We start from the raw sequence: 20,978 nt of genomic DNA on the forward strand, positions 1-20,978 counted from the left end.
GGTAATCGACCAACTCTTAAAACAATCAACCAAGCAGATTTCTCTGTATCTGGATGTCGGAAAGGCGTTCCGGCGTCTGCGCATAAACATAAGGTTTTGATCTTAACTGGCGAACGTGGGGCAGGATGCCAGTGGCGCGCAGGAACAGCGAGCGTCAGTGGATTCAGTTCCTCAAGCCTGGAGGCAGAAAATGGAGATGTTGTCAGGAGCCGAGATGGTCGTCCGGTCGTTAATCGACCAGGGCGTAAAGCAGGTGTTCGGTTATCCGGGCGGCGCGGTGCTGGATATTTACGATGCGCTGCAAACCGTCGGCGGAATCGATCACGTACTGGTGCGCCATGAACAGGGCGCGGTGCATATGGCGGACGGTCTGGCGCGCGCGACCGGCGAAGTCGGCGTGGTGCTGGTGACGTCGGGACCCGGCGCAACCAATGCGATTACCGGTATCGCCACCGCCTATATGGATTCGATTCCGCTGGTGATCCTGTCGGGGCAGGTGCCGTCCTCGCTGATTGGCTACGACGCCTTTCAGGAGTGCGACATGGTGGGGATTTCCCGTCCGGTGGTGAAGCACAGCTTTCTGGTGAAAAGCACCGAAGAGATCCCGACCGTGCTGAAAAAAGCGTTCTGGCTGGCGGCCAGCGGGCGTCCGGGGCCAGTGGTGATCGATCTGCCGAAGGATATTCTGAATCCGGCCAACAAACTGCCTTATGTCTACCCGGAATCGGTGAGCATGCGCTCCTATAACCCGACGATTCAGGGACATAAAGGACAGATCAAGCGCGCGCTCAATACGCTGCTCGCCGCGCGCAAGCCGGTGATGTACGTCGGCGGCGGCGCGATTACCTCAGCGTGCGAGGCAGAGCTGTTGCAGCTTGCGGAGCAGCTGAACATTCCGGTCACCAGTTCGCTGATGGGGCTGGGCGCTTTCCCCGGCACCCATCGGCAGTCGGTGGGCATGCTCGGCATGCACGGCACCTACGAAGCCAATATGACGATGCACAACGCCGATCTTATCTTTGCCGTCGGCGTGCGCTTTGACGATCGCACCACCAACAACCTGGCTAAATATTGTCCGAACGCGACGGTGCTGCATATCGACATCGATCCTACCTCGATCTCGAAAACCGTGGCGGCGGATATTCCTATCGTCGGCGATGCGAAGCAGACGCTGCAGCAGATGCTCGATCTGCTGGCGCAGAGCGAGACGAAGCAAGATCTCGATAGCCTGCGCGACTGGTGGCAGAGTATCGAGGGCTGGCGCAGTCGTAAATGCCTGGCGTTCGATCGCACCAGTGAAAAGATCAAGCCGCAGGCGGTGATCGAAACGATCTTTCGCCTGACCAACGGCGACGCCTACGTGACGTCGGACGTCGGCCAGCATCAGATGTTCGCGGCGCTCTATTATCCCTTTGATAAACCGCGCCGCTGGATCAACTCCGGCGGGCTCGGCACCATGGGCTTCGGGCTGCCGGCCGCGCTGGGCGTGAAAATGGCGCTGCCGGAAGAGACGGTAATCTGCGTGACCGGCGACGGCAGCATTCAGATGAATATTCAGGAGCTCTCCACCGCGCTGCAGTACGATTTGCCGGTGCTGGTGCTGAGCCTGAACAACCGCGTGCTCGGTATGGTGAAGCAGTGGCAGGATATGATCTATTCCGGCCGCCATTCGCAATCTTATATGGAATCGCTGCCGGACTTCGTGCGCCTGGCTGAGGCGTACGGTCACGTCGGCATCGCGATTCAGCATCCTTCCGAGCTGGAAGAGAAGCTGCAGCTGGCGCTGGATACGCTGGCGAAAGGGCGGCTGGTGTTCGTCGACGTCACCGTCGACGGCAGCGAGCACGTCTACCCGATGCAGATCCGCGGCGGGTCGATGGATGAGATGTGGCTGAGCAAAACGGAGAGGACATAAATATGCGTCGTATTTTATCGGTTCTGCTGGAGAACGAATCCGGCGCATTGTCTCGCGTGGTGGGCCTCTTTTCCCAGCGCGGCTATAACATCGAGAGCCTGACCGTCGCGCCGACCGACGATCCCACTCTGTCGCGTATGACCATCCAGACCGTCGGCGACGAAAAGGTGCTGGAGCAGATTGAAAAGCAGCTGCACAAGCTGGTGGATGTGCTGCGCGTCAGCGAGCTGGGGCAGGGCGCCTATGTCGAACGCGAAATCATGCTGGTGAAACTTCAGGCCACCGGTTACGGCCGCGAAGAGGTGAAGCGCAGCGCGGAGATCTTCCGCGGTCAGATTATCGACGTGACGCCGACGCTGTACACGGTTCAGCTGGCGGGCACCAGCGACAAGCTCGACGCCTTCCTGAATACCGTGCGCGAAGTGGCGGAAATCGTTGAAGTGGCGCGTTCCGGCATCGTCGGCGTGTCGCGCGGCGATCGCATTATGCGGTAATTGCTCAAGGTGACAGTCTCTAACCCGGCGTAATGTCGGGTTTTTTTATTTTATGCGCTATGCGGAGATCGCTAAGAAAAGCGGTTGCTCAGCGCGAAGTTCTGCTGTTAGATGTTACAAACGAGTTACCCTTAGCTTAGTTGCGGACATCTGCCGCAACGCGGCTCGCCGTGAAGTATGGAGTTATCGTGAAACTGGATGAAATCGCGCGCCTGGCAGGCGTGTCGCGCACCACGGCCAGTTATGTCATCAATGGCAAAGCGCGGCAGTATCGTGTCAGCGAAAAAACCGTCGAGAAAGTGATGGCGGTGGTGCGTGAGCATAACTACCACCCCAACGCCGTGGCGGCGGGCCTGCGTGCCGGCCGTACGCGCTCGATCGGCCTGGTGATCCCCGATCTGGAAAACACCAGCTATACCCGCATCGCCAACTATCTTGAACGTCAGGCGCGGCAGCGCGGCTATCAGCTGCTGATCGCCTGCTCGGAAGATCAGCCCGACAATGAAATGCGTTGCATTGAACATCTGCTGCAGCGTCAGGTCGATGCGATAATCGTTTCAACCTCTTTGCCGCCTGAGCATCCTTTCTATCAGCGCTGGATCAACGATCCGCTGCCCATTATCGCGCTGGACCGCGCGCTGGATCGTGAACACTTCACCAGCGTCGTCGGCGCCGATCAGGACGATGCCTTCACGCTGGCGGCTGAATTGCGTCAGTTGCCGGTGAAAAACGTGCTGTTTCTCGGCGCGCTGCCGGAGCTTTCCGTCAGCTTTCTGCGCGAAATGGGTTTCCGCGACGCCTGGAAAGAGGATTCGCGCCCCATCGACTATATCTATTGCAACAGCTTCGAGCGCACGGCGGCGGCGGCGCTGTTTGAGAAGTACCTTGACGATCACGATATGCCGGAAGCGCTCTTCACCACCTCGTTCGGTCTGCTACAGGGCGTGATGGACGTGACGTTAAAACGTGACGGACGCCTGCCGACCGACCTCGCGATCGCCACATTTGGCGACCACGAATTACTGGACTTTTTAGAGTGTCCGGTGCTGGCGGTAGGGCAGCGCCACCGCGACGTGGCGGAGCGCGTGCTGGAGTTAGTTCTGGCTTCGCTTGATGAACCACGAAAACCGAAACCGGGATTAACGCGTATTCGACGAAATTTATTTCGTCGCGGTCAGCTCAGCCGCAAAGTTAAATAGTTGAAGGGCAGCAATACCGCTGCCCTTAAATTTTCGCGTATTAATAATCATCATTTTTTAGGGTAAAAAAGCGTAAAGCTGCGACATCTCATCTAACAAATTAGCAGCGATGTGATTGTTAAATGTCCATTTCTTTGGGCTGGCGCGCACTCCTGACCCGCCTGAAGCGGCAGGCACCGCTTTCGGAACTCCCCTAAAATGCAGCCCCTGTCTCAGAAATAGTGAAGAATATTAGCGCAGGTCGTCAGGCTTATTTTTAAGCATTTTCTAAAGCGTCGTGGTTTTTATTCCATTATTCATCAGGTTAATTTTTAAAATTGACCTTTTGCCCCGTTTGCTGCTTTTCAATCAGCGAAATCACCCCTTGTAAATAGTTATATTCCCGCCGCGCTTCGGCTTGACAACGATTTCATCGCCTCCGTAAACTCGTGGCGTGGTAAAAAGTGGGGTAAAGTGGTGAAAATGGGGAGCTGAGGGGAAGACTGGCATGTTCCGTGGAGCAACGTTAGTCAATCTCGACAGCAAGGGGCGACTGGCCGTACCAACGCGCTATCGCGAAACGCTGATCGGGGAATCTCAAGGGCAGATGGTGTGTACCATCGACCTTCATCAGCCATGCCTGTTGCTTTATACCCTGCCCGAATGGGAAATCATCGAAAAAAAGCTGTCTCGCTTATCCAGCATGAACCCCGTTGAACGACGCGTACAGCGTCTGCTGCTGGGACATGCCAGTGAGTGTCAGATGGACAACGCAGGCCGTTTGCTGCTGGCGAATACCCTTCGGCAACACGCGCACCTGACGAAAGAAGTGATGCTGGTCGGCCAGTTCAACAAGTTTGAACTGTGGGATGAACAGACCTGGTATCAACAAGTCAAGGATGACATTGACGCAGAACAGTCGGCTCAGGAACCTTTGTCTGAGCGGTTGCAGGACTTGTCGCTATAGCTATGCAGGAAAATTTTAAACATACCACGGTGCTGCTGGACGAGGCGGTTAACGGCCTCAACATCAGGGAAGACGGCATCTACATCGACGGCACCTTTGGTCGCGGCGGACATTCCCGTTTGATTCTGTCGCAGCTGGGCCCGCAGGGACGGCTTATCGCCATCGATCGCGACCCGCAAGCTATCGCCGCCGCCGCCGAAATCGCCGATCCGCGCTTCTCGATCGTGCACGGCCCCTTTTCCGCGCTGGCCGACTATGTCGAGGAGCTGGGCTTAAGCGGCAAAATCAGCGGCATCCTGCTCGATCTGGGCGTCTCGTCGCCGCAGCTGGACGACGCGGAACGCGGCTTCTCCTTTATGCGCGACGGGCCGCTGGATATGCGTATGGACCCGACGCGCGGGCACTCCGCCGCCGAATGGCTGCTGCAAGCGGAAGAGGCGGATATCGCCTTCGTGCTGAAGACCTACGGCGAAGAGCGTTTTGCTAAACGCATCGCGCGCGCCATCGTCGAGCGCAACCGTGAACAGCCGATGACGCGCACCAAAGAGCTTGCTGACGTCATTGCGGCGGCAACGCCGGTAAAAGATAAGTTCAAGCATCCGGCAACGCGCAGCTTTCAGGCGATCCGAATCTGGATTAACAGCGAGCTGGAAGAGATTGAAAAGGCGCTGAAAGGCGCGTTAAAGGCGCTGGCGCCCGAAGGGCGTCTCTCCATTATCAGCTTCCACTCGCTGGAAGATCGCCTGGTGAAGCGTTTTATGCGCGACCAGAGCCGCGGCCCGCAGGTGCCGGCCGGATTGCCGATGACCGAGGCGCAGCTTAAAGCGCTGGGCGGACGTCAGCTGAAGCTGCTCGGCAAAATGACGCCGGGCGACGCGGAAGTCGCGGACAACCCGCGCGCGCGCAGTTCGGTTCTGCGCATCGCGGAGAGAACCGACGCATGATCGGCAACGAACGTCACAGTCTGCCCGGCGTCATCGGCGGCGATCTGCTGCGGTTCGGCAAAATCCCGCTGATTTTGCTGATCGCCGTACTGGTGTCGGCCGTGATGGTGGTGACAACAACGCACAAAACGCGTCTGCTGACCGCGCAGCGCGAACAGCTGGTGTTAGAGCGCGACGCGCTAGACATTGAATGGCGTAACCTGATCCTTGAGGAGAACGCGCTGGGCGATCACAGCCGGGTGGAGCGCATCGCCACCGAGAAGCTGCAGCTACAGCATGTAGACCCATCCCAGGAAAATATTGTGGTACAGAAATAAGGAACGCTAAATCGCAATGAGCGGCGCAAGCAAAACGCTGAAGTTGAAAAAACAGGAAGATAAAGCCAGCTTTGTAAGCTGGCGTTTTGCGTTGCTGTGCGGCTGTATTTTACTGGCGCTGTTCGGTCTGCTCTCCCGCGTCGCCTGGCTGCAGGTCATTAGCCCGGACAAGCTGGTGAAAGAGGGCGATCTGCGCTCGCTGCGCGTGCAGGCGGTGCCTACCGCGCGCGGCATGATCAGCGATCGCGCCGGTCGTCCGCTGGCGGTCAGCGTGCCGGTCAACGCCATCTGGGCCGACCCGAAAGAGCTGCACGACGCGGGCGGCGTGACCCTGGACGGCCGCTGGAAAGCGCTCGCCGACGCGCTCTCTATTCCTCTCGACCAGCTGGCAACGCGCGTCAACGCCAATCCCAAAGGACGCTTCATCTATCTGGCGCGCCAGGTTAATCCCGCCATCAGCGACTACATCAAGAAGCTCCGGCTGCCCGGCATCCATCTGCGCGAAGAGTCGCGCCGTTATTATCCGGCCGGTCAGGTGACATCTCACCTGATCGGCTTTACCAATATTGACGGCCAGGGTATCGAAGGCATCGAGAAGAGCTTCGATAAATGGCTGACCGGTGCGCCGGGCGAACGAACGGTGCGTAAAGACCGCAACGGCCGCGTGATCGAAGATATCTCGTCAGTGGACAGCCGCGCCGCCCACAACCTGACGCTCAGCATCGACGAACGCCTGCAGGCGCTGGTCTATCGCGAACTTAACAATGCGGTGGCGTTCAACAAGGCCGAATCGGGCACGGCCGTACTGGTGGACGTCAATACTGGCGAAGTACTGGCGATGGCCAACAGCCCGGCCTACAACCCCAATAACCTTGGCAACACGCCGAAAGAGATGATGCGCAACCGCGCCATCACCGACATCTTCGAGCCTGGCTCGACCGTTAAGCCAATGGTGGTGATGACGGCGCTGCAGCGCGGCGTGGTGCGGGAAAACAGCGTACTTAATACCGTGCCGTACCGCGTTAACGGTCACGAGATAAAAGACGTGGCGCGCTATAACGAATTGACCCTTACCGGGATTCTGCAGAAGTCGAGTAACGTCGGCGTTTCACGGCTGGCGTTAGCGATGCCCTCCTCAGCGCTTGTAGATACTTATGCGCGCTTTGGCCTGGGTAAACCGACCAATTTGGGGCTGGTCGGGGAAAGTAGTGGCTTATACCCTCAAAAACAACGGTGGTCTGACATAGAGAGGGCCACCTTCTCTTTCGGCTACGGGCTAATGGTAACGCCGTTACAGTTAGCGCGTGTCTACGCGACTATCGGCAGCTACGGCATCTCCCGGCCGCTGTCGATTACCAAAGTCGATCCGCCTGTCGCGGGCGAGCGCGTCTTCCCGGAATCGCTGGTGAAAACCGTGGTTCATATGATGGAAAGCGTCGCGCTGCCGGGCGGCGGCGGCGTAAAAGCGGCAATTAAAGGCTATCGCATCGCGATTAAAACCGGTACGGCGAAAAAAGTCGGACCGGACGGCCGCTACGTCAATAAATATATCGCATACACCGCAGGCGTCGCGCCTGCCAGTCATCCTCGTTTTGCGCTGGTGGTGGTGATCAACGATCCCCAGGCCGGCAAGTATTACGGTGGTGCGGTTTCCGCGCCGGTGTTCGGTGCCATCATGGGCGGCGTTCTGCGCACCATGAACATCGAACCGGATGCGTTGCCGACCAATGACAAAAACGAGCTGGTGACAAACAGAAGTGAGGAAAAAAGTGACAGATCGTAACCTGCGCGACTTGCTGGGCCCGTGGGTGCCAGACGCGCCGGCGCGTCCCCTGGGTGACATGACACTGGATAGCCGCAAAGCGGCGTCCGGCGATCTGTTTGTGGCCGTTGCAGGCCACCACGCCGATGGACGGCGTTTTATTCCGCAGGCGATCGCGCAAGGGGTTTCCGCCGTGATCGCCGAGGCCGAAGGCGAAGCCAGCGATGGCGATATCAAAGAAATGCACGGCGTGCCGGTGATTTACCTGGCGCAGCTGCCGCAGCGGCTCTCTGCGCTGGCAGGCCGTTTTTATGGTCAGCCTGGCGAAAAGCAGAAGCTGATCGGCGTGACCGGCACCAATGGCAAAACCACGACCACTCAGCTGCTGGCGCAGTGGGCGCAGCGTCTGGGCGAAACCGGCGCGGTGATGGGCACGGTCGGCAACGGCCTGCTCGGACAGCTGACCGCCGCAGAGAACACCACCGGCTCAGCCGTGGAGGTTCAGCATCTGCTGCAGGAGCTGGCGCAGCAGGGCGCGACGCTGACCGCGATGGAGGTCTCATCGCACGGTCTGGTGCAGCATCGCGTTGCGGCGCTGCCGTTCGCCGCCGCGGTCTTTACCAATCTGAGCCGCGATCATCTCGATTATCACGGCGATATGCAGAGCTACGAATCGGCTAAAAAGCTGCTGTTTACCGACCATCAGGTCGGCGAAATGATCCTTAACGCCGACGACGAAGCAGGGCGCCGCTGGCTGGCGACGCTGCCTGACGCCGTCGCCGTCACCATGGAGAACAATCTCCAGCCGGGCTGTCACGGCCGGTGGGTAAAAGCCGAAGAGGTCACCTATCAGGACAACGGCGCGCATATCCGCTTCAGCTCAAGCTGGGGCGAAGGTGAATTCGACAGCCGCCTGATGGGCGCCTTCAACGTCAGCAACCTGCTGCTGGCCTTTGCCACGCTGCTGGCGCTCGATTATCCGCTCGCCGATCTGGTGCGGACGGCGCCGCAGCTGCAGCCGGTATGCGGGCGCATGGAAGTCTTCAGCGCGCCGGGCAAGCCGACCGTAGTGGTGGATTACGCCCATACGCCGGACGCGCTGGAAAAGGCGCTGGAAGCAGCGCGCCTGCACTGCAAAGGCAAGCTGTGGTGCGTGTTTGGCTGCGGTGGCGATCGCGACAAAGGCAAGCGTCCGCTGATGGGCGCTATCGCCGAGCAGTTCGCGGACGTCGTGGTGATTACCGACGATAATCCGCGCAGCGAAGATCCGCAGGCTATCGTTAACGACATTTTGACCGGCCTGCTTGAGCCGCACCGCGCGCGCGTCGTCGCGGGTCGTGCGCAAGCGGTCACTAACGCCGTTCTGCAGGCGCAGCCTGATGATATCGTGCTGGTGGCGGGCAAAGGTCACGAAGATTATCAAATCGTGGGAAATCGTCGTCTGGATTACTCCGACCGCGCCACGGTTGCCGCGTTTTTAGGAGTGACGGCATGATCCCGGTTTCCCTTACCACGCTGGCCGACATTAGCGGCGGCACGCTTCACGGCAGCGATCTTGTTCTGAACGACGTCACTACCGATACGCGCAAAGTGACGCCCGGCAGCCTGTTTGTCGCGCTGGTCGGCGAACGCTTCGACGCCCATGACTTTGCCGCTGACGCTATCGCCAGCGGCGCGCAGGCGTTATTAGTGAGTAAGCATTTACCTCTTTCTGTCCCGCAGGTGGTGGTTGCCGACACGCGTATCGCGTTCGGCAAGCTGGCCGCCTGGGTACGCCAGCAGTCGAAGGCGCGCGTCGTGGCGCTTACCGGCTCCTCCGGCAAAACCTCGGTGAAAGAGATGACCGCCGCCATCCTGCGTGAGTGCGGCGAAACCCTCTATACCGCCGGGAATCTGAATAACGATTTCGGCGTGCCGATGACGCTGCTGCGTCTCACCGAACAGCATCAGTACGCGGTGATCGAACTGGGCGCCAATCATCAGGGCGAGATCGCCTATACCACCGAGCTGACGCGTCCAGAGAGCGCGCTGGTGAATAACCTGGCGGCGGCGCATCTGGAAGGCTTCGGCTCGCTGGCGGGCGTGGCGAAGGCGAAAGGGGAGATCTTCAACGGTCTGCCGGCGAACGGCACCGCCATTCTCAACGCTGACAGCAACGACTGGCCACACTGGCAGACCAACCTGCACGGCAAGCGCGTCTGGCGCTTTTCGCCGCAGGCTGCCGACAGCGATTTTACCGCGCGCGATATCCGCCTGGGCGTAGACGGCACCCACTTTATCCTGCAGACGCCGCGCGGCGACATCGACGTCACGCTGCCGCTGCCTGGCCGCCATAATATCGCCAACGCGCTGGCCGCGGCCGCGCTGGCGCTGTCGGTCGACGCGCCGCTTAGCGCCATTCAGAGCGGGTTAAAAAACCTGCAGGCCGTGCCTGGCCGCCTGTTTCCCATTCGCCTCGGCGAGCATCAGCTGCTGCTCGACGACAGTTATAACGCCAACGTCGGCTCCATGACGGCCGCCGCGCAGGTGCTGGGCGAGATGCCCGGCTATCGCGTGATGGTGGTCGGCGATATGGCCGAGCTGGGCGAAGAGGCGGAACAGTGTCATCGCGAAGTCGGGCTGGCGGCGAAAGCCGCGGGCGTCGATCGCGTGCTGAGCGTCGGCGCGTTGAGCGCCAACATTAGTGAAAGCAGCGGGGTTGGCGAACATTTCGCCACTAAAACCGCGCTGACGGAACGTTTACGGACGTTGTTGTCCGAACATCGGGAATTAACCGTTTTGATTAAGGGTTCGCGGAGTGCTGCCATGGAGCAGGTCGTGCAGAACCTACAGGAGATGGGAACATGTTAGTCTGGCTGGCCGAGCATCTGGTCGCTTTTTATTCCGGCTTCAACGTCTTTTCGTATCTGACGTTTCGCGCCATTGTCAGCCTGCTGACCGCTTTATTTATCTCTTTATGGATGGGGCCGCGCCTGATCGCCTGGCTGCAAAAGCTGCAAATCGGCCAGGTGGTGCGCAACGACGGTCCGGAGTCGCACTTCAGCAAGCGCGGCACGCCGACCATGGGCGGGATTATGATCCTCACGTCGATTACCGTTTCGGTGCTGATGTGGGCTTATCCTTCTAATCCCTATGTCTGGTGCGTGCTGGTAGTACTGGTAGGCTTTGGCATCATCGGCTTTGTCGATGACTATCGCAAAGTGGTGCGCAAAGACACCAAAGGACTGATCGCGCGCTGGAAATATTTCTGGATGTCGGTGATTTCGCTCGGCGTGGCGTTCGCGCTCTACGCCGCCGGCAAAGGGACGCCCGCCACGCAGCTGGTGGTGCCGTTTTTCAAAGACATCATGCCTCAGCTTGGCCTGTTCTACGTAGTGCTGGCCTACTTCGTTATTGTTGGCACCGGCAACGCCGTTAACCTCACCGACGGTCTGGACGGCCTGGCGATTATGCCGACCGTGTTTGTCGCGGCCGGGTTCGCGCTGGTGGCCTGGGCGACCGGCAATGTCAAGTTTGCCGAGTATCTGCATATTCCCTATTTACGCCATGCGGGCGAGCTGGTGATCGTCTGTACCGCCATCGTCGGGGCAGGGCTGGGCTTTCTGTGGTTCAACACCTATCCGGCGCAGGTTTTTATGGGCGACGTGGGATCGCTGGCGCTGGGCGGCGCGCTCGGCACGCTCGCCGTGCTGCTGCGTCAGGAATTTTTACTGGTGATCATGGGCGGCGTGTTTGTGGTTGAGACGCTGTCAGTGATCCTGCAGGTAGGATCGTTCAAGCTACGCGGACAGCGCATTTTCCGCATGGCGCCGATTCATCATCACTATGAACTGAAAGGCTGGCCGGAACCGCGCGTCATCGTGCGCTTCTGGATCATTTCGCTGATGCTGGTGCTTATTGGCCTGGCCACGCTGAAGGTACGTTAATTATGGCTGACTATCGGGGCAGAAAAGTCGTCATTATCGGGCTGGGCCTGACGGGCCTCTCCTGTGTTGATTTCTTTTTAGCGCAAGGCGTAACGCCGCGCGTGATGGATACCCGTGTGTCGCCGCCGGGACTCGACAAGCTGCCTGAGCAGGTAGATCGCTATACCGGCGGGCTTAACAGCGACTGGCTGCTGGCGGCGGATCTGATCGTCGCCAGTCCGGGCATGGCGCTGGCGCATCCGGCATTAACTGAAGCGGCCGAGGCGGGCGTGGAAATCGTCGGCGATATCGAGCTGTTCTGCCGCGAGGCGCAGGCGCCGATCGTGGCGATCACCGGCTCCAACGGCAAAAGCACGGTCACTACCCTGGTTGGCGAGATGGCGCGAGCCGCGGGCTGGCAGGTCGGCGTCGGCGGCAATATCGGCCTGCCGGCGCTGTCGCTGCTGAAATCGCCCGCGCAGCTTTACGTGCTCGAGCTCTCCAGCTTCCAGCTCGAAACCACTTACAGCCTGAAAGCCGCGGCGGCGACCATTCTCAATGTCAGCGAAGATCATATGGATCGCTATCCGCTCGGCATGCAGCAGTATCGCGCCGCGAAGCTGCGCATCTATGAAAACGCGCGGGTCTGCGTGGTGAACGCCGACGATGCGCTGACCCTGCCGGTGCGCGGCGCCGATGCGCGCTGCGTCAGCTTTGGCATCGATTTCGGCGACTATCACCTTAATCGTCAGCAGGGCGCCATCTGGCTGCGCGTGAAGGGCGAAAAAGTGCTGAACACCGATGAGATGAGGCTGGTGGGCCAGCACAACTATACCAATGCGCTGGCGGCGCTGGCGCTGGCCGACGCCGTGGGTCTGCCGCGCGCCTCCAGTCTGGCGGCGCTGACCAGCTTTGGCGGGCTGGCGCATCGCTTTCAGCTGGCGCATGAGGCCAACGGCGTGCGCTGGATCAACGACTCGAAAGCCACCAACGTCGGCAGCACCGAAGCGGCGCTTAACGGCCTGCAGGTCAACGGCCGTCTCTGGCTGCTGCTGGGCGGCGACGGCAAATCGGCGGATTTCACTCCGCTGGCGCGCTATGTGCAGGACGAGAAGGTTCGCCTCTACTGCTTCGGCCGCGATGGCGATGCGCTGGCAGCGCTGCGCCCCGACAATGCCGTGCGCACCGAGACGATGCAGCAGGCGATGGCGCTGATTGCGCCGCAGGTTCAGCCTGGCGATATGGTGCTGCTGTCGCCCGCCTGCGCCAGCCTCGACCAGTTCCGTAATTTTGAACAGCGCGGCGATTGCTTCGCGCAGCTGGCGAAGGAGTTAGGCTGATGCGTATTCCTGGCGGCGGAATGATAATTGGACTCTTCGCCTTTATCGGCAGCCGGCTGAAAGACTGGGTAATGGGCGCGCGCGAAAGCGACGATTCCGCCCTGGTGCTTTACGACCGCACGCTGCTGTGGCTCACCTTCGGCCTGGCGATCGTCGGCTTCGTGATGGTGACCTCGGCCTCGATGCCGGTGGGTCAGCGTCTCAACGACGATCCCTTTTACTTCGCCAAGCGCGACGCCTTCTATATCGTGCTGGGACTCGGCATCGCGCTGGTCACGCTGCGCGTGCCGATGGATTTCTGGCAGCGCTACAGCAACGCGATGCTGCTGGCCACGGTGGTGATGCTGCTAATCGTACTGGTGGTGGGCAGCTCGGTGAACGGCGCCTCGCGCTGGATCGCCCTCGGCCCGCTGCGTATCCAGCCGGCGGAACTGTCGAAGCTGTCGCTCTTCTGCTATCTCGCCAGCTATCTGGTGCGCAAGGTGGAAGAGGTGCGCAATAACTTCTGGGGCTTCTGCAAACCGATGGGCGTGATGGTGGTGCTGGCGGTGCTGCTGCTGGCGCAGCCTGACCTCGGCACCGTGGTGGTGCTGTTCGTCACTACGCTGGCGATGCTCTTCCTGGCGGGCGCGAAGCTGTGGCAGTTCCTGGCGATTATCGGCTCCGGCATGTTCGCCGTGGTGCTGCTGATTATCGCGGAACCTTATCGTATGCGCCGCGTGACCTCGTTCTGGAATCCCTGGGAAGATCCTTTCGGCAGCGGCTATCAGCTGACGCAGTCGCTGATGGCGTTCGGCCGCGGCGAATTCTGGGGGCAGGGGCTCGGCAACTCGGTGCAAAAACTGGAGTATCTGCCGGAGGCGCATACCGACTTTATCTTCTCTATCATCGGCGAAGAACTGGGTTATATCGGTGTGGTTTTAGCCTTGTTGATGGTATTCTTCGTCGCTTTTCGTGCGATGTCGATCGGCCGCCGCGCGCTGGAGATCGATCAACGTTTTTCCGGCTTTCTCGCCTGTTCTATCGGCGTGTGGTTCAGTTTCCAGGCGCTGGTTAACGTCGGCGCGGCAGCGGGCATGCTGCCGACGAAAGGGCTGACGCTGCCGCTGATCAGCTACGGCGGCTCCAGCCTGCTAATTATGTCGACGGCGATCGTGTTTTTGCTGCGTATTGATTATGAAACGCGCCTGACCAAAGCGCAGGCGTTTACCCGAGGTGCCCGATGAGTGGGAAGCGTTTGATGGTGATGGCGGGCGGAACCGGCGGACATGTTTTCCCCGGTCTGGCCGTCGCCCATCATCTGATGGAACAGGGGTGGCAGGTTCGCTGGCTCGGCACGGCCGACAGAATGGAAGCGGATTTGGTGCCGAAACACGGTATTGAGATTGAGTTTATCCGCATCAGCGGTCTGCGCGGCAAAGGTTTGAAAGCGCTGCTGCTGGCGCCGATGCGTATTTTCAACGCCTGGCGTCAGGCGCGCGCCATTATGCGGGCGTGGCAGCCGGACGTGGTGCTGGGCATGGGCGGTTACGTTTCAGGCCCTGGCGGCCTCGCGGCCTGGAGCTGCGGCATTCCGGTGGTGCTGCACGAGCAGAACGGCATTGCCGGGCTGACCAATAAGTGGCTGGCGAAGATCGCCAGCAAAGTGATGCAGGCCTTTCCCGGCGCCTTTCCGCATGCGGACGTCGTCGGCAATCCGGTGCGCACCGACGTGCTGGCGCTGCCGCTGCCGGACGCGCGTCTGGCCAACCGCAGCGGTCCGATCCGTGTGCTGGTGGTCGGCGGAAGCCAGGGCGCGCGCGTGCTGAACCAGACGCTGCCGCAGGTCGCGGCCGCGCTGGGCGACAGCGTGACGCTGTGGCATCAGACCGGCAAAGGCGCGCTGCAGGATGTGCTTAAGGCGTACCAGCAGGTCGGCCAGACGCAGCACAAGGTCACGGAATTTATTGACGATATGGCGGCCGCCTACGCCTGGGCGGATGTGGTGGTTTGCCGCTCCGGCGCGCTCACCGTCAGCGAGATCGCCGCGGCGGGTTTACCGGCGATTTTCGTGCCTTTTCAGCATAAAGATCGTCAGCAGTACTGGAATGCGCTGCCGCTGGAAAAAGCGGGCGCGGCCAAAATTTTTGAGCAGCCGCGGTTTACCGCGGATGCCGTGGCGGAGACGCTGCGCCGCTGGGATCGCCCAACGCTGTTGAGCATGGCGGAAAAAGCCCGCCAGGTGGCGATCCCCGATGCGACCGACAGGGTCGCGCGTGAAGTGGCGCGCGCCGCGAAGTGAATAATCGGGCCAGCGTAGCTGGCCGGTGCCGCAACAGGCACGGATAAAGATGACAGGTAACTGAGAACGATGAATACACAACAACTGGCAAAACTGCGCTCCATTGTGCCCGAGATGCGTCGCGTCCGGCACATTCACTTTGTCGGCATCGGCGGTGCCGGCATGGGCGGTATTGCCGAAGTGTTGGCGAACGAGGGTTACCATATTAGCGGCTCCGATCTGGCGCCGAACGCGGTGACGCAGCATCTGGCGGCGCTGGGCGCCACCATCTATTTCAACCATCGCCCGGAAAACGTCACCGACGCCAGCGTGGTGGTGGTCTCCAGCGCGGTGGCGCAGGACAACCCGGAACTGGTCGCGGCGCGCGAGCAGCGTATTCCCGTGATCCGCCGCGCCGAGATGCTGGCGGAGCTAATGCGTTTTCGCCACGGCATCGCTATCGCCGGCACGCACGGCAAAACCACCACCACGGCGATGGTGTCGAGCATCTATGCAGAGGGCGGTCTGGATCCGACCTTCGTCAACGGCGGCCTGGTAAAGGCGGCGGGCACGCATGCGCGGCTCGGCAGCAGTCGTTACCTGATTGCGGAAGCGGACGAGAGCGACGCCTCTTTCCTGCATCTGCAGCCGATGGTGGCGGTAGTGACCAATATTGAAGCTGACCATATGGACACCTACCAGGGCGACTTCGAAAACCTGAAGCAGACGTTTATCAACTTTCTGCACAATCTGCCGTTTTACGGCCGTGCGGTAATGTGCATCGATGATGCGGTGATCCGCGATTTGATCCCGCGCGTAGGGCGTCACATCACCACCTACGGCTTCAGCGATGACGCCGACGTGCGCATCGAACACTACGAGCAGCGCGGCGCGCAGGGGCACTTTACCCTGGTGCGCCATGACAAGCCGCTTCTGCAGGTGACGCTGAATGCGCCAGGCCGTCATAACGCGCTCAACGCGGCCGCCGCCGTTGCGGTGGCGAGCGAAGAGGGCATTGACGACAACGCTATCCTGGCCGCGCTGGAAAGCTTCCAGGGGACCGGCCGTCGCTTCGATCTGCTGGGCGAATTCCCGACGGAGCCGGTAAACGGCAATTCGGGCACGGCGATGCTGGTCGACGATTACGGCCATCATCCGACTGAAGTCGACGCCACCATTAAGGCGGCGCGCGCCGGCTGGCCGGATAAAAAACTGGTGATGGTGTTTCAGCCGCACCGCTATACGCGCACCCGCGACCTGTTCGACGACTTCGCCAACGTGCTGTCGCAGGTTGACGTGCTGCTGATGCTGGATGTCTATTCGGCGGGCGAAACGCCGATCCCGGGCGCGGACAGCCGCGCGCTGTGCCGCTCTATTCGCGGGCGCGGCAAGGTCGACCCTGTGCTGGTGCCGGATCACGACGCGCTGCCGGAAATGCTGGCGCCGCTGCTGTCGGGCAAAGATCTGATTCTGGTGCAGGGCGCCGGTAACGTAGGCAAAGTGGCGCGCAAGCTGGCGGATTGCAAGCTGCAGCCTGAGCGCAAAGCGGAGGAGCGTCATGGCTGATAAAGTCGCCGTCCTGATGGGCGGCACCTCGGCGGAGCGCGACGTGTCGCTGATGTCGGGCAGCGCGGTGCTGGCGGGCCTGCGCGAGGCGGGCGTTGACGCGCACGCGGTCGACACGCGCGACGTTTCGGTGCTGACGCTGAAAGAGCAGGGCTTCGACGCCGCCTTTATCGCGCTGCACGGCCGCGGCGGCGAAGACGGCACGCTGCAGGCGGTGCTGGAATTTTTACAGCTGCCCTATACCGGCAGCGGCGTGATGGCGTCGGCCATTACCATGGATAAGCTGCGCACCAAGCTGCTCTGGCAGGGGCGCGGGTTGCCCTCTGGCCGTTTTGTCTGGCTGACGCGCGAGCAGTATCAGGCGGGACTAAACGCGGAAACGCGCGACGCCGTCGAAGCGCTAGGCCTGCCGCTGTTCGTCAAGCCGAGCAGCGAAGGCTCCAGCGTGGGTATCAGCCGCGTCAATACGCTGGCGACGCTGCCTGCCGCGCTGGATGAAGCGTTCCGCCATGATGACAACGTGCTGATCGAAGCGTTTCTCAGCGGTGCGGAGTATACGGTCGGCATTATTGGCGACCAGATCCTGCCGGCGATACGCATTCAGACCGCCAGCGAATTTTATGACTATGAAGCAAAATACATTTCTGACGATACTCAATACTTCTGCCCTGCAGGATTGAGCGCGGAGCGGGAGGCGGAACTGCAGACGCTGGTCTGGAACGCATGGCGCGCGCTGGGCTGTAGCGGCTGGGGACGAGTAGACGTGATGGCGGACGGCGAAGGCAACTTCCAGCTGCTGGAGGCGAACACCTCGCCGGGCATGACCAGCCACAGTCTGGTGCCGATGGCGGCAAGCGTTGCGGGCATGAGCTTCTCGCAGCTGGTGGCGCGCATTCTGGAACTGGCTGACTGATATGTCACAGGCGGCACTTAACGCACGGAACCGCGAACCCCAGGAGCGCGTGCGCACGGGACGCAGCAACGGGGCCAGACTGTTCGGCATCGTTTTTCTGCTGATGGTTATTGGCATTATGATTTTCGGCGGGCTGGTGGTACTGAAGTGGATGAACGACGCGTCGCGCCTGCCGCTTTCACGGCTGGTGGTGACGGGCGAAACCCACTACACCACGCACGATGATATTCGCCAGGCGATTTTGTCGCTGGGCGCGCCGGGCACCTTTATGTCGCAGGATGTCAACATCCTTCAGCAGCAGATTGAGCGGCTGCCGTGGATTAAACAGGTCAGCGTGCGCAAGCAGTGGCCTGACGAGCTGAAGATCCATCTGGTGGAGTATGTGCCGGTGGCGCGCTGGAACGATCTGCATATGGTGGATGCGGACGGCGTCTCCTTCAGCGTGCCGGCCAGCCACATCGGCAAAGAAACGATGCCGATGCTGTACGGACCGGAAGGCAGCGAAAAAGAGGTGTTGGCGGGTTACCACAGCATGAGCGACGTGCTTAAGGCCAACAAATTTACCCTGAAGGTCGCGTCGATGACGGCGCGGCGGTCATGGCAGCTGGTCACCAGCGACGATGTGCGCATCGAACTGGGGCGCGGCGAGCCTATGAAGCGTCTTAACCGATTTATCGAGCTCTATCCGGCGTTGCAGCAGCAAGGGCAGAACGAGCACAAGCGCATCAGCTATGTGGATTTGCGGTACGACTCGGGTGCAGCCGTGGGCTGGACGCCGGAGCCCGTAGAGCTCCAGGACAGTAATCAGCAACAGAACCAGGCACAGGCTAAACAATGATCAAGGCAACGGACAGAAAACTGGTAGTTGGACTCGAAATTGGCACCGCGAAGGTCGCCGCCCTGGTTGGGGAAATTCTGCCCGATGGTATGGTCAACATTATCGGGGTGGGCAGCTGCCCGTCTCGCGGTATGGATAAAGGCGGCGTAAACGACCTTGAGTCGGTGGTGAAATGCGTACAGCGCGCCATCGATCAGGCCGAGCTGATGGCGGATTGCCAGATCTCTTCCGTCTATCTCGCTTTATCGGGCAAACATATCAGCTGCCAGAACGAAATCGGGATGGTTCCGATTTCCGAAGAGGAAGTGACTCAGGATGATGTGGAAAACGTCGTACACACTGCGAAGTCAGTGCGCGTGCGCGATGAGCACCGCATCCTGCATGTTATTCCTCAGGAATACGCTATCGATTATCAGGAAGGCATCAAAAACCCGGTTGGTTTGTCGGGCGTGCGCATGCAGGCAAAAGTGCACCTGATCACATGTCACAACGATATGGCGAAAAATATCGTCAAGGCCGTTGAACGTTGCGGCCTGAAAGTTGACCAACTGATTTTTGCCGGTCTGGCGTCCAGTTTCGCGGTGCTGACCGAAGACGAACGTGAGCTTGGCGTCTGTGTTGTCGACGTCGGCGGCGGTACAATGGATATTGCTGTTTATACAGGCGGCGCGCTGCGTCACACTAAAGTGATCCCCTATGCGGGTAACGTGGTCACCAGCGATATCGCCTACGCGTTCGGCACACCGCCGACAGACGCCGAAGCGATCAAGGTTCGCCACGGCTGCGCGCTGGGATCGATTGTCGGCAAAGACGAAAACGTCGAAGTGCCGAGCGTGGGCGGACGTCCGCCGCGCAGTCTGCAACGGCAGACGCTGGCCGAAGTGATCGAGCCGCGATACACCGAATTGCTGAATCTGGTCAATGACGAGATTTTGCAGCTACAGGAACAACTGCGTCAGCAGGGCGTTAAGCACCATCTGGCAGCCGGGATCGTGCTGACCGGTGGCGCGGCGCAAATTGAAGGGCTGGCCGCCTGCGCGCAACGCGTTTTCCATACGCAGGTGCGCATCGGGCAGCCGCTCAATATCACAGGATTGACGGATTACGCGCAGGAACCTTATTACTCGACCGCAGTGGGACTGCTGCACTATGGCAAAGAGTCCCATATGAACGGCGATGCAGAGACGGAAAAACGCGCATCGGTGGGCAACTGGTTCAAGCGCATCAATAGCTGGTTGAAGAAAGAATTTTGATTTTAGAAAAGGAGACCATGCTGGCACTGTTTATGGTCTCCAGGCGACAGGCACATAACGGAGAGAAATCATGTTTGAACCGATGGAATTAACCAATGACGCGGTGATTAAAGTCATCGGCGTCGGCGGGGGCGGCGGCAACGCCGTAGAGCACATGGTGCGCGAGCGTATCGAAGGTGTGGAATTCTTCGCTGTGAACACCGACGCCCAGGCGTTGCGTAAAACAGCGGTTGGCCAGACTATCCAGATCGGCACCAATATCACCAAAGGTCTGGGTGCCGGAGCGAATCCGGAAGTTGGTCGTACCTCTGCGGAAGAAGATCGCGAAGCTCTGCGTTCTGCGCTGGAGGGAGCAGACATGGTCTTTATCGCTGCCGGTATGGGCGGCGGTACCGGCACCGGCGCTGCGCCGGTGGTGGCGGAAGTGGCCAAAGACCTGGGCATTCTGACCGTTGCGGTCGTGACCAAGCCGTTCAACTTCGAAGGCAAAAAGCGCATGGCCTTTGCTGAGCAGGGCATCGCCGAGCTCTCTAAGCATGTCGATTCACTGATTACCATTCCGAACGACAAGCTGCTGAAAGTGCTGGGTCGCGGCATCTCTCTGCTCGACGCCTTCGGCGCGGCAAACGACGTGCTGAAAGGCGCGGTACAGGGCATCGCCGAACTGATTACACGTCCGGGCCTGATGAACGTCGACTTTGCTGACGTGCGCACCGTGATGTCCGAAATGGGCTACGCGATGATGGGCTCCGGCGTCGCCTGCGGCGAAGACCGCGCGGAAGAGGCGGCGGAAATGGCGATCTCCAGCCCGCTGCTGGAAGATATCGATCTGTCTGGCGCGCGCGGCGTGCTGGTCAACATCACGGCGGGCTTCGACCTGCGTCTGGATGAGTTCGAAACCGTGGGTAACACTATCCGCGCCTTCGCCTCCGACAACGCGACCGTGGTTATCGGCACCTCGCTGGATCCGGAGATGAACGACGAACTGCGCGTTACCGTGGTGGCGACCGGCATCGGCATGGACAAGCGTCCGGAAATCACCCTGGTGACCAACAAGCCAGCCAGCCAGCCTGTGATGGATCATCGCTACCAGCAGCACGGCATGTCGCCGCTGCCGCAGGAGCAAAAGCCGGCGGCCAAAGTGGTCAACGACCAGACCGCGCAGTCAAACAAAGAGCCCGATTACCTTGATATTCCAGCGTTTCTGCGTAAGCAGGCCGATTAGGAATAAGCTGAGAATTGGGATTCTCCGCTCTTTGTGCTAAAGTGTTCGCCCGCTGGTAAAGTATACTAGCGGTCGGATGGGTAATATTGCGAGATAATACG

General features: G+C 60.1%; 18 protein-coding genes. All 18 read left to right on the forward strand.

The window, feature by feature from the left end; translation table 11 throughout:
- Positions 1-190 precede the first annotated feature (190 nt).
- Positions 191-1,915: an acetolactate synthase 3 large subunit gene (gene ilvI / locus B3229_RS13705; RefSeq protein ID WP_286871512.1), complete on the forward strand. Its 1,725-nt coding sequence runs from the start codon at positions 191-193 to the stop codon at positions 1,913-1,915.
- A gap of 2 nt (positions 1,916-1,917) precedes the next feature.
- Positions 1,918-2,409 carry an acetolactate synthase small subunit gene (gene ilvN, locus B3229_RS13710; RefSeq protein ID WP_033749472.1) on the forward strand — a complete coding sequence of 164 codons (492 nt, stop codon included), beginning with the start codon at positions 1,918-1,920 and terminating at the stop codon, positions 2,407-2,409.
- A 188-nt stretch (positions 2,410-2,597) separates the two neighbouring features.
- Positions 2,598-3,608, forward strand: a complete 1,011-nt coding sequence (cra, locus tag B3229_RS13715) for a catabolite repressor/activator (protein ID WP_286871515.1) — start codon at positions 2,598-2,600, stop codon at positions 3,606-3,608.
- A gap of 487 nt (positions 3,609-4,095) precedes the next feature.
- Positions 4,096-4,554 carry a division/cell wall cluster transcriptional repressor MraZ gene (mraZ, locus tag B3229_RS13720; protein ID WP_048781299.1) on the forward strand — a complete coding sequence of 153 codons (459 nt, stop codon included), beginning with the start codon at positions 4,096-4,098 and terminating at the stop codon, positions 4,552-4,554.
- A gap of 2 nt (positions 4,555-4,556) precedes the next feature.
- A complete protein-coding gene (gene rsmH, locus B3229_RS13725; RefSeq protein ID WP_286871518.1) occupies positions 4,557-5,498 on the forward strand; it encodes a 16S rRNA (cytosine(1402)-N(4))-methyltransferase RsmH in 942 nt (313 codons plus the stop codon).
- A complete protein-coding gene (ftsL, locus tag B3229_RS13730; protein WP_033749477.1) occupies positions 5,495-5,815 on the forward strand; it encodes a cell division protein FtsL in 321 nt (106 codons plus the stop codon). The genes rsmH and ftsL overlap by 4 nt, the downstream gene beginning before the upstream one ends.
- 16 nt (positions 5,816-5,831) lie before the next feature.
- Positions 5,832-7,598, forward strand: a complete 1,767-nt coding sequence (locus B3229_RS13735; protein ID WP_048781301.1) for a peptidoglycan glycosyltransferase FtsI — start codon at positions 5,832-5,834, stop codon at positions 7,596-7,598.
- Positions 7,585-9,072 carry a UDP-N-acetylmuramoyl-L-alanyl-D-glutamate--2,6-diaminopimelate ligase gene (gene murE, locus B3229_RS13740; RefSeq protein ID WP_286871524.1) on the forward strand — a complete coding sequence of 496 codons (1,488 nt, stop codon included), beginning with the start codon at positions 7,585-7,587 and terminating at the stop codon, positions 9,070-9,072. The genes B3229_RS13735 and murE overlap by 14 nt, the downstream gene beginning before the upstream one ends.
- A complete protein-coding gene (gene murF / locus B3229_RS13745; protein WP_286871526.1) occupies positions 9,069-10,427 on the forward strand; it encodes a UDP-N-acetylmuramoyl-tripeptide--D-alanyl-D-alanine ligase in 1,359 nt (452 codons plus the stop codon). The genes murE and murF overlap by 4 nt, the downstream gene beginning before the upstream one ends.
- Positions 10,421-11,503, forward strand: a complete 1,083-nt coding sequence (mraY, locus tag B3229_RS13750) for a phospho-N-acetylmuramoyl-pentapeptide-transferase (protein WP_033749483.1) — start codon at positions 10,421-10,423, stop codon at positions 11,501-11,503. The genes murF and mraY overlap by 7 nt, the downstream gene beginning before the upstream one ends.
- A 2-nt stretch (positions 11,504-11,505) precedes the next feature.
- Positions 11,506-12,822 (forward strand): UDP-N-acetylmuramoyl-L-alanine--D-glutamate ligase, encoded by a 1,317-nt coding sequence (gene murD / locus B3229_RS13755; RefSeq protein WP_286871530.1) that lies wholly within the window; start codon positions 11,506-11,508, stop codon positions 12,820-12,822.
- A complete protein-coding gene (gene ftsW, locus B3229_RS13760) occupies positions 12,822-14,048 on the forward strand; it encodes a cell division protein FtsW (RefSeq protein ID WP_048785365.1) in 1,227 nt (408 codons plus the stop codon). Before murD ends, ftsW begins: the two co-directional genes overlap by 1 nt.
- Positions 14,045-15,103, forward strand: a complete 1,059-nt coding sequence (gene murG / locus B3229_RS13765; RefSeq protein WP_286871535.1) for an undecaprenyldiphospho-muramoylpentapeptide beta-N-acetylglucosaminyltransferase — start codon at positions 14,045-14,047, stop codon at positions 15,101-15,103. Before ftsW ends, murG begins: the two co-directional genes overlap by 4 nt.
- A 69-nt stretch (positions 15,104-15,172) precedes the next feature.
- The gene (gene murC / locus B3229_RS13770) at positions 15,173-16,648 is read left to right on the forward strand and encodes a UDP-N-acetylmuramate--L-alanine ligase (protein WP_286871538.1); all 1,476 of its coding nucleotides are present in this window, start codon (positions 15,173-15,175) and stop codon (positions 16,646-16,648) included.
- On the forward strand, positions 16,641-17,561 hold the full coding sequence (locus B3229_RS13775) for a D-alanine--D-alanine ligase (protein WP_286871541.1): 921 nt from the start codon (positions 16,641-16,643) through the stop codon (positions 17,559-17,561). The genes murC and B3229_RS13775 overlap by 8 nt, the downstream gene beginning before the upstream one ends.
- 1 nt (position 17,562) lies before the next feature.
- A complete protein-coding gene (gene ftsQ, locus B3229_RS13780; RefSeq protein ID WP_048783799.1) occupies positions 17,563-18,399 on the forward strand; it encodes a cell division protein FtsQ in 837 nt (278 codons plus the stop codon).
- Entirely contained in the window at positions 18,396-19,652 is a 1,257-nt protein-coding gene (gene ftsA / locus B3229_RS13785; protein ID WP_033749492.1) for a cell division protein FtsA, read from the forward strand. The genes ftsQ and ftsA overlap by 4 nt, the downstream gene beginning before the upstream one ends.
- 70 nt (positions 19,653-19,722) lie before the next feature.
- Positions 19,723-20,877, forward strand: a complete 1,155-nt coding sequence (gene ftsZ, locus B3229_RS13790) for a cell division protein FtsZ (protein ID WP_033749494.1) — start codon at positions 19,723-19,725, stop codon at positions 20,875-20,877.
- Positions 20,878-20,978 lie beyond the last annotated feature (101 nt).

Source organism: Pantoea sp. UBA5035 (assembly GCF_002415245.1).
Classification (GTDB): Bacteria; Pseudomonadota; Gammaproteobacteria; order Enterobacterales; family Enterobacteriaceae; genus Pantoea; species Pantoea septica.

What these genes read in the sequence shown, in the direction of transcription:
- ilvI (WP_286871512.1), top strand. Translation starts at nt 191, where the DNA reads ATGGAGATGTTGTCAGGAGCCGAGATGGTCGTCCGGTCGTTAATCGAC.
- ilvN (WP_033749472.1), top strand. Translation starts at nt 1,918, where the DNA reads ATGCGTCGTATTTTATCGGTTCTGCTGGAGAACGAATCCGGCGCATTG.
- mraZ (WP_048781299.1), top strand. Translation starts at nt 4,096, where the DNA reads ATGTTCCGTGGAGCAACGTTAGTCAATCTCGACAGCAAGGGGCGACTG.
- rsmH (WP_286871518.1), top strand. Translation starts at nt 4,557, where the DNA reads ATGCAGGAAAATTTTAAACATACCACGGTGCTGCTGGACGAGGCGGTT.
- ftsL (WP_033749477.1), top strand. Translation starts at nt 5,495, where the DNA reads ATGATCGGCAACGAACGTCACAGTCTGCCCGGCGTCATCGGCGGCGAT.
- B3229_RS13735 (WP_048781301.1), top strand. Translation starts at nt 5,832, where the DNA reads ATGAGCGGCGCAAGCAAAACGCTGAAGTTGAAAAAACAGGAAGATAAA.
- murF (WP_286871526.1), top strand. Translation starts at nt 9,069, where the DNA reads ATGATCCCGGTTTCCCTTACCACGCTGGCCGACATTAGCGGCGGCACG.
- mraY (WP_033749483.1), top strand. Translation starts at nt 10,421, where the DNA reads ATGTTAGTCTGGCTGGCCGAGCATCTGGTCGCTTTTTATTCCGGCTTC.
- murD (WP_286871530.1), top strand. Translation starts at nt 11,506, where the DNA reads ATGGCTGACTATCGGGGCAGAAAAGTCGTCATTATCGGGCTGGGCCTG.
- ftsW (WP_048785365.1), top strand. Translation starts at nt 12,822, where the DNA reads ATGCGTATTCCTGGCGGCGGAATGATAATTGGACTCTTCGCCTTTATC.
- murG (WP_286871535.1), top strand. Translation starts at nt 14,045, where the DNA reads ATGAGTGGGAAGCGTTTGATGGTGATGGCGGGCGGAACCGGCGGACAT.
- murC (WP_286871538.1), top strand. Translation starts at nt 15,173, where the DNA reads ATGAATACACAACAACTGGCAAAACTGCGCTCCATTGTGCCCGAGATG.
- B3229_RS13775 (WP_286871541.1), top strand. Translation starts at nt 16,641, where the DNA reads ATGGCTGATAAAGTCGCCGTCCTGATGGGCGGCACCTCGGCGGAGCGC.
- ftsQ (WP_048783799.1), top strand. Translation starts at nt 17,563, where the DNA reads ATGTCACAGGCGGCACTTAACGCACGGAACCGCGAACCCCAGGAGCGC.
- ftsA (WP_033749492.1), top strand. Translation starts at nt 18,396, where the DNA reads ATGATCAAGGCAACGGACAGAAAACTGGTAGTTGGACTCGAAATTGGC.
- ftsZ (WP_033749494.1), top strand. Translation starts at nt 19,723, where the DNA reads ATGTTTGAACCGATGGAATTAACCAATGACGCGGTGATTAAAGTCATC.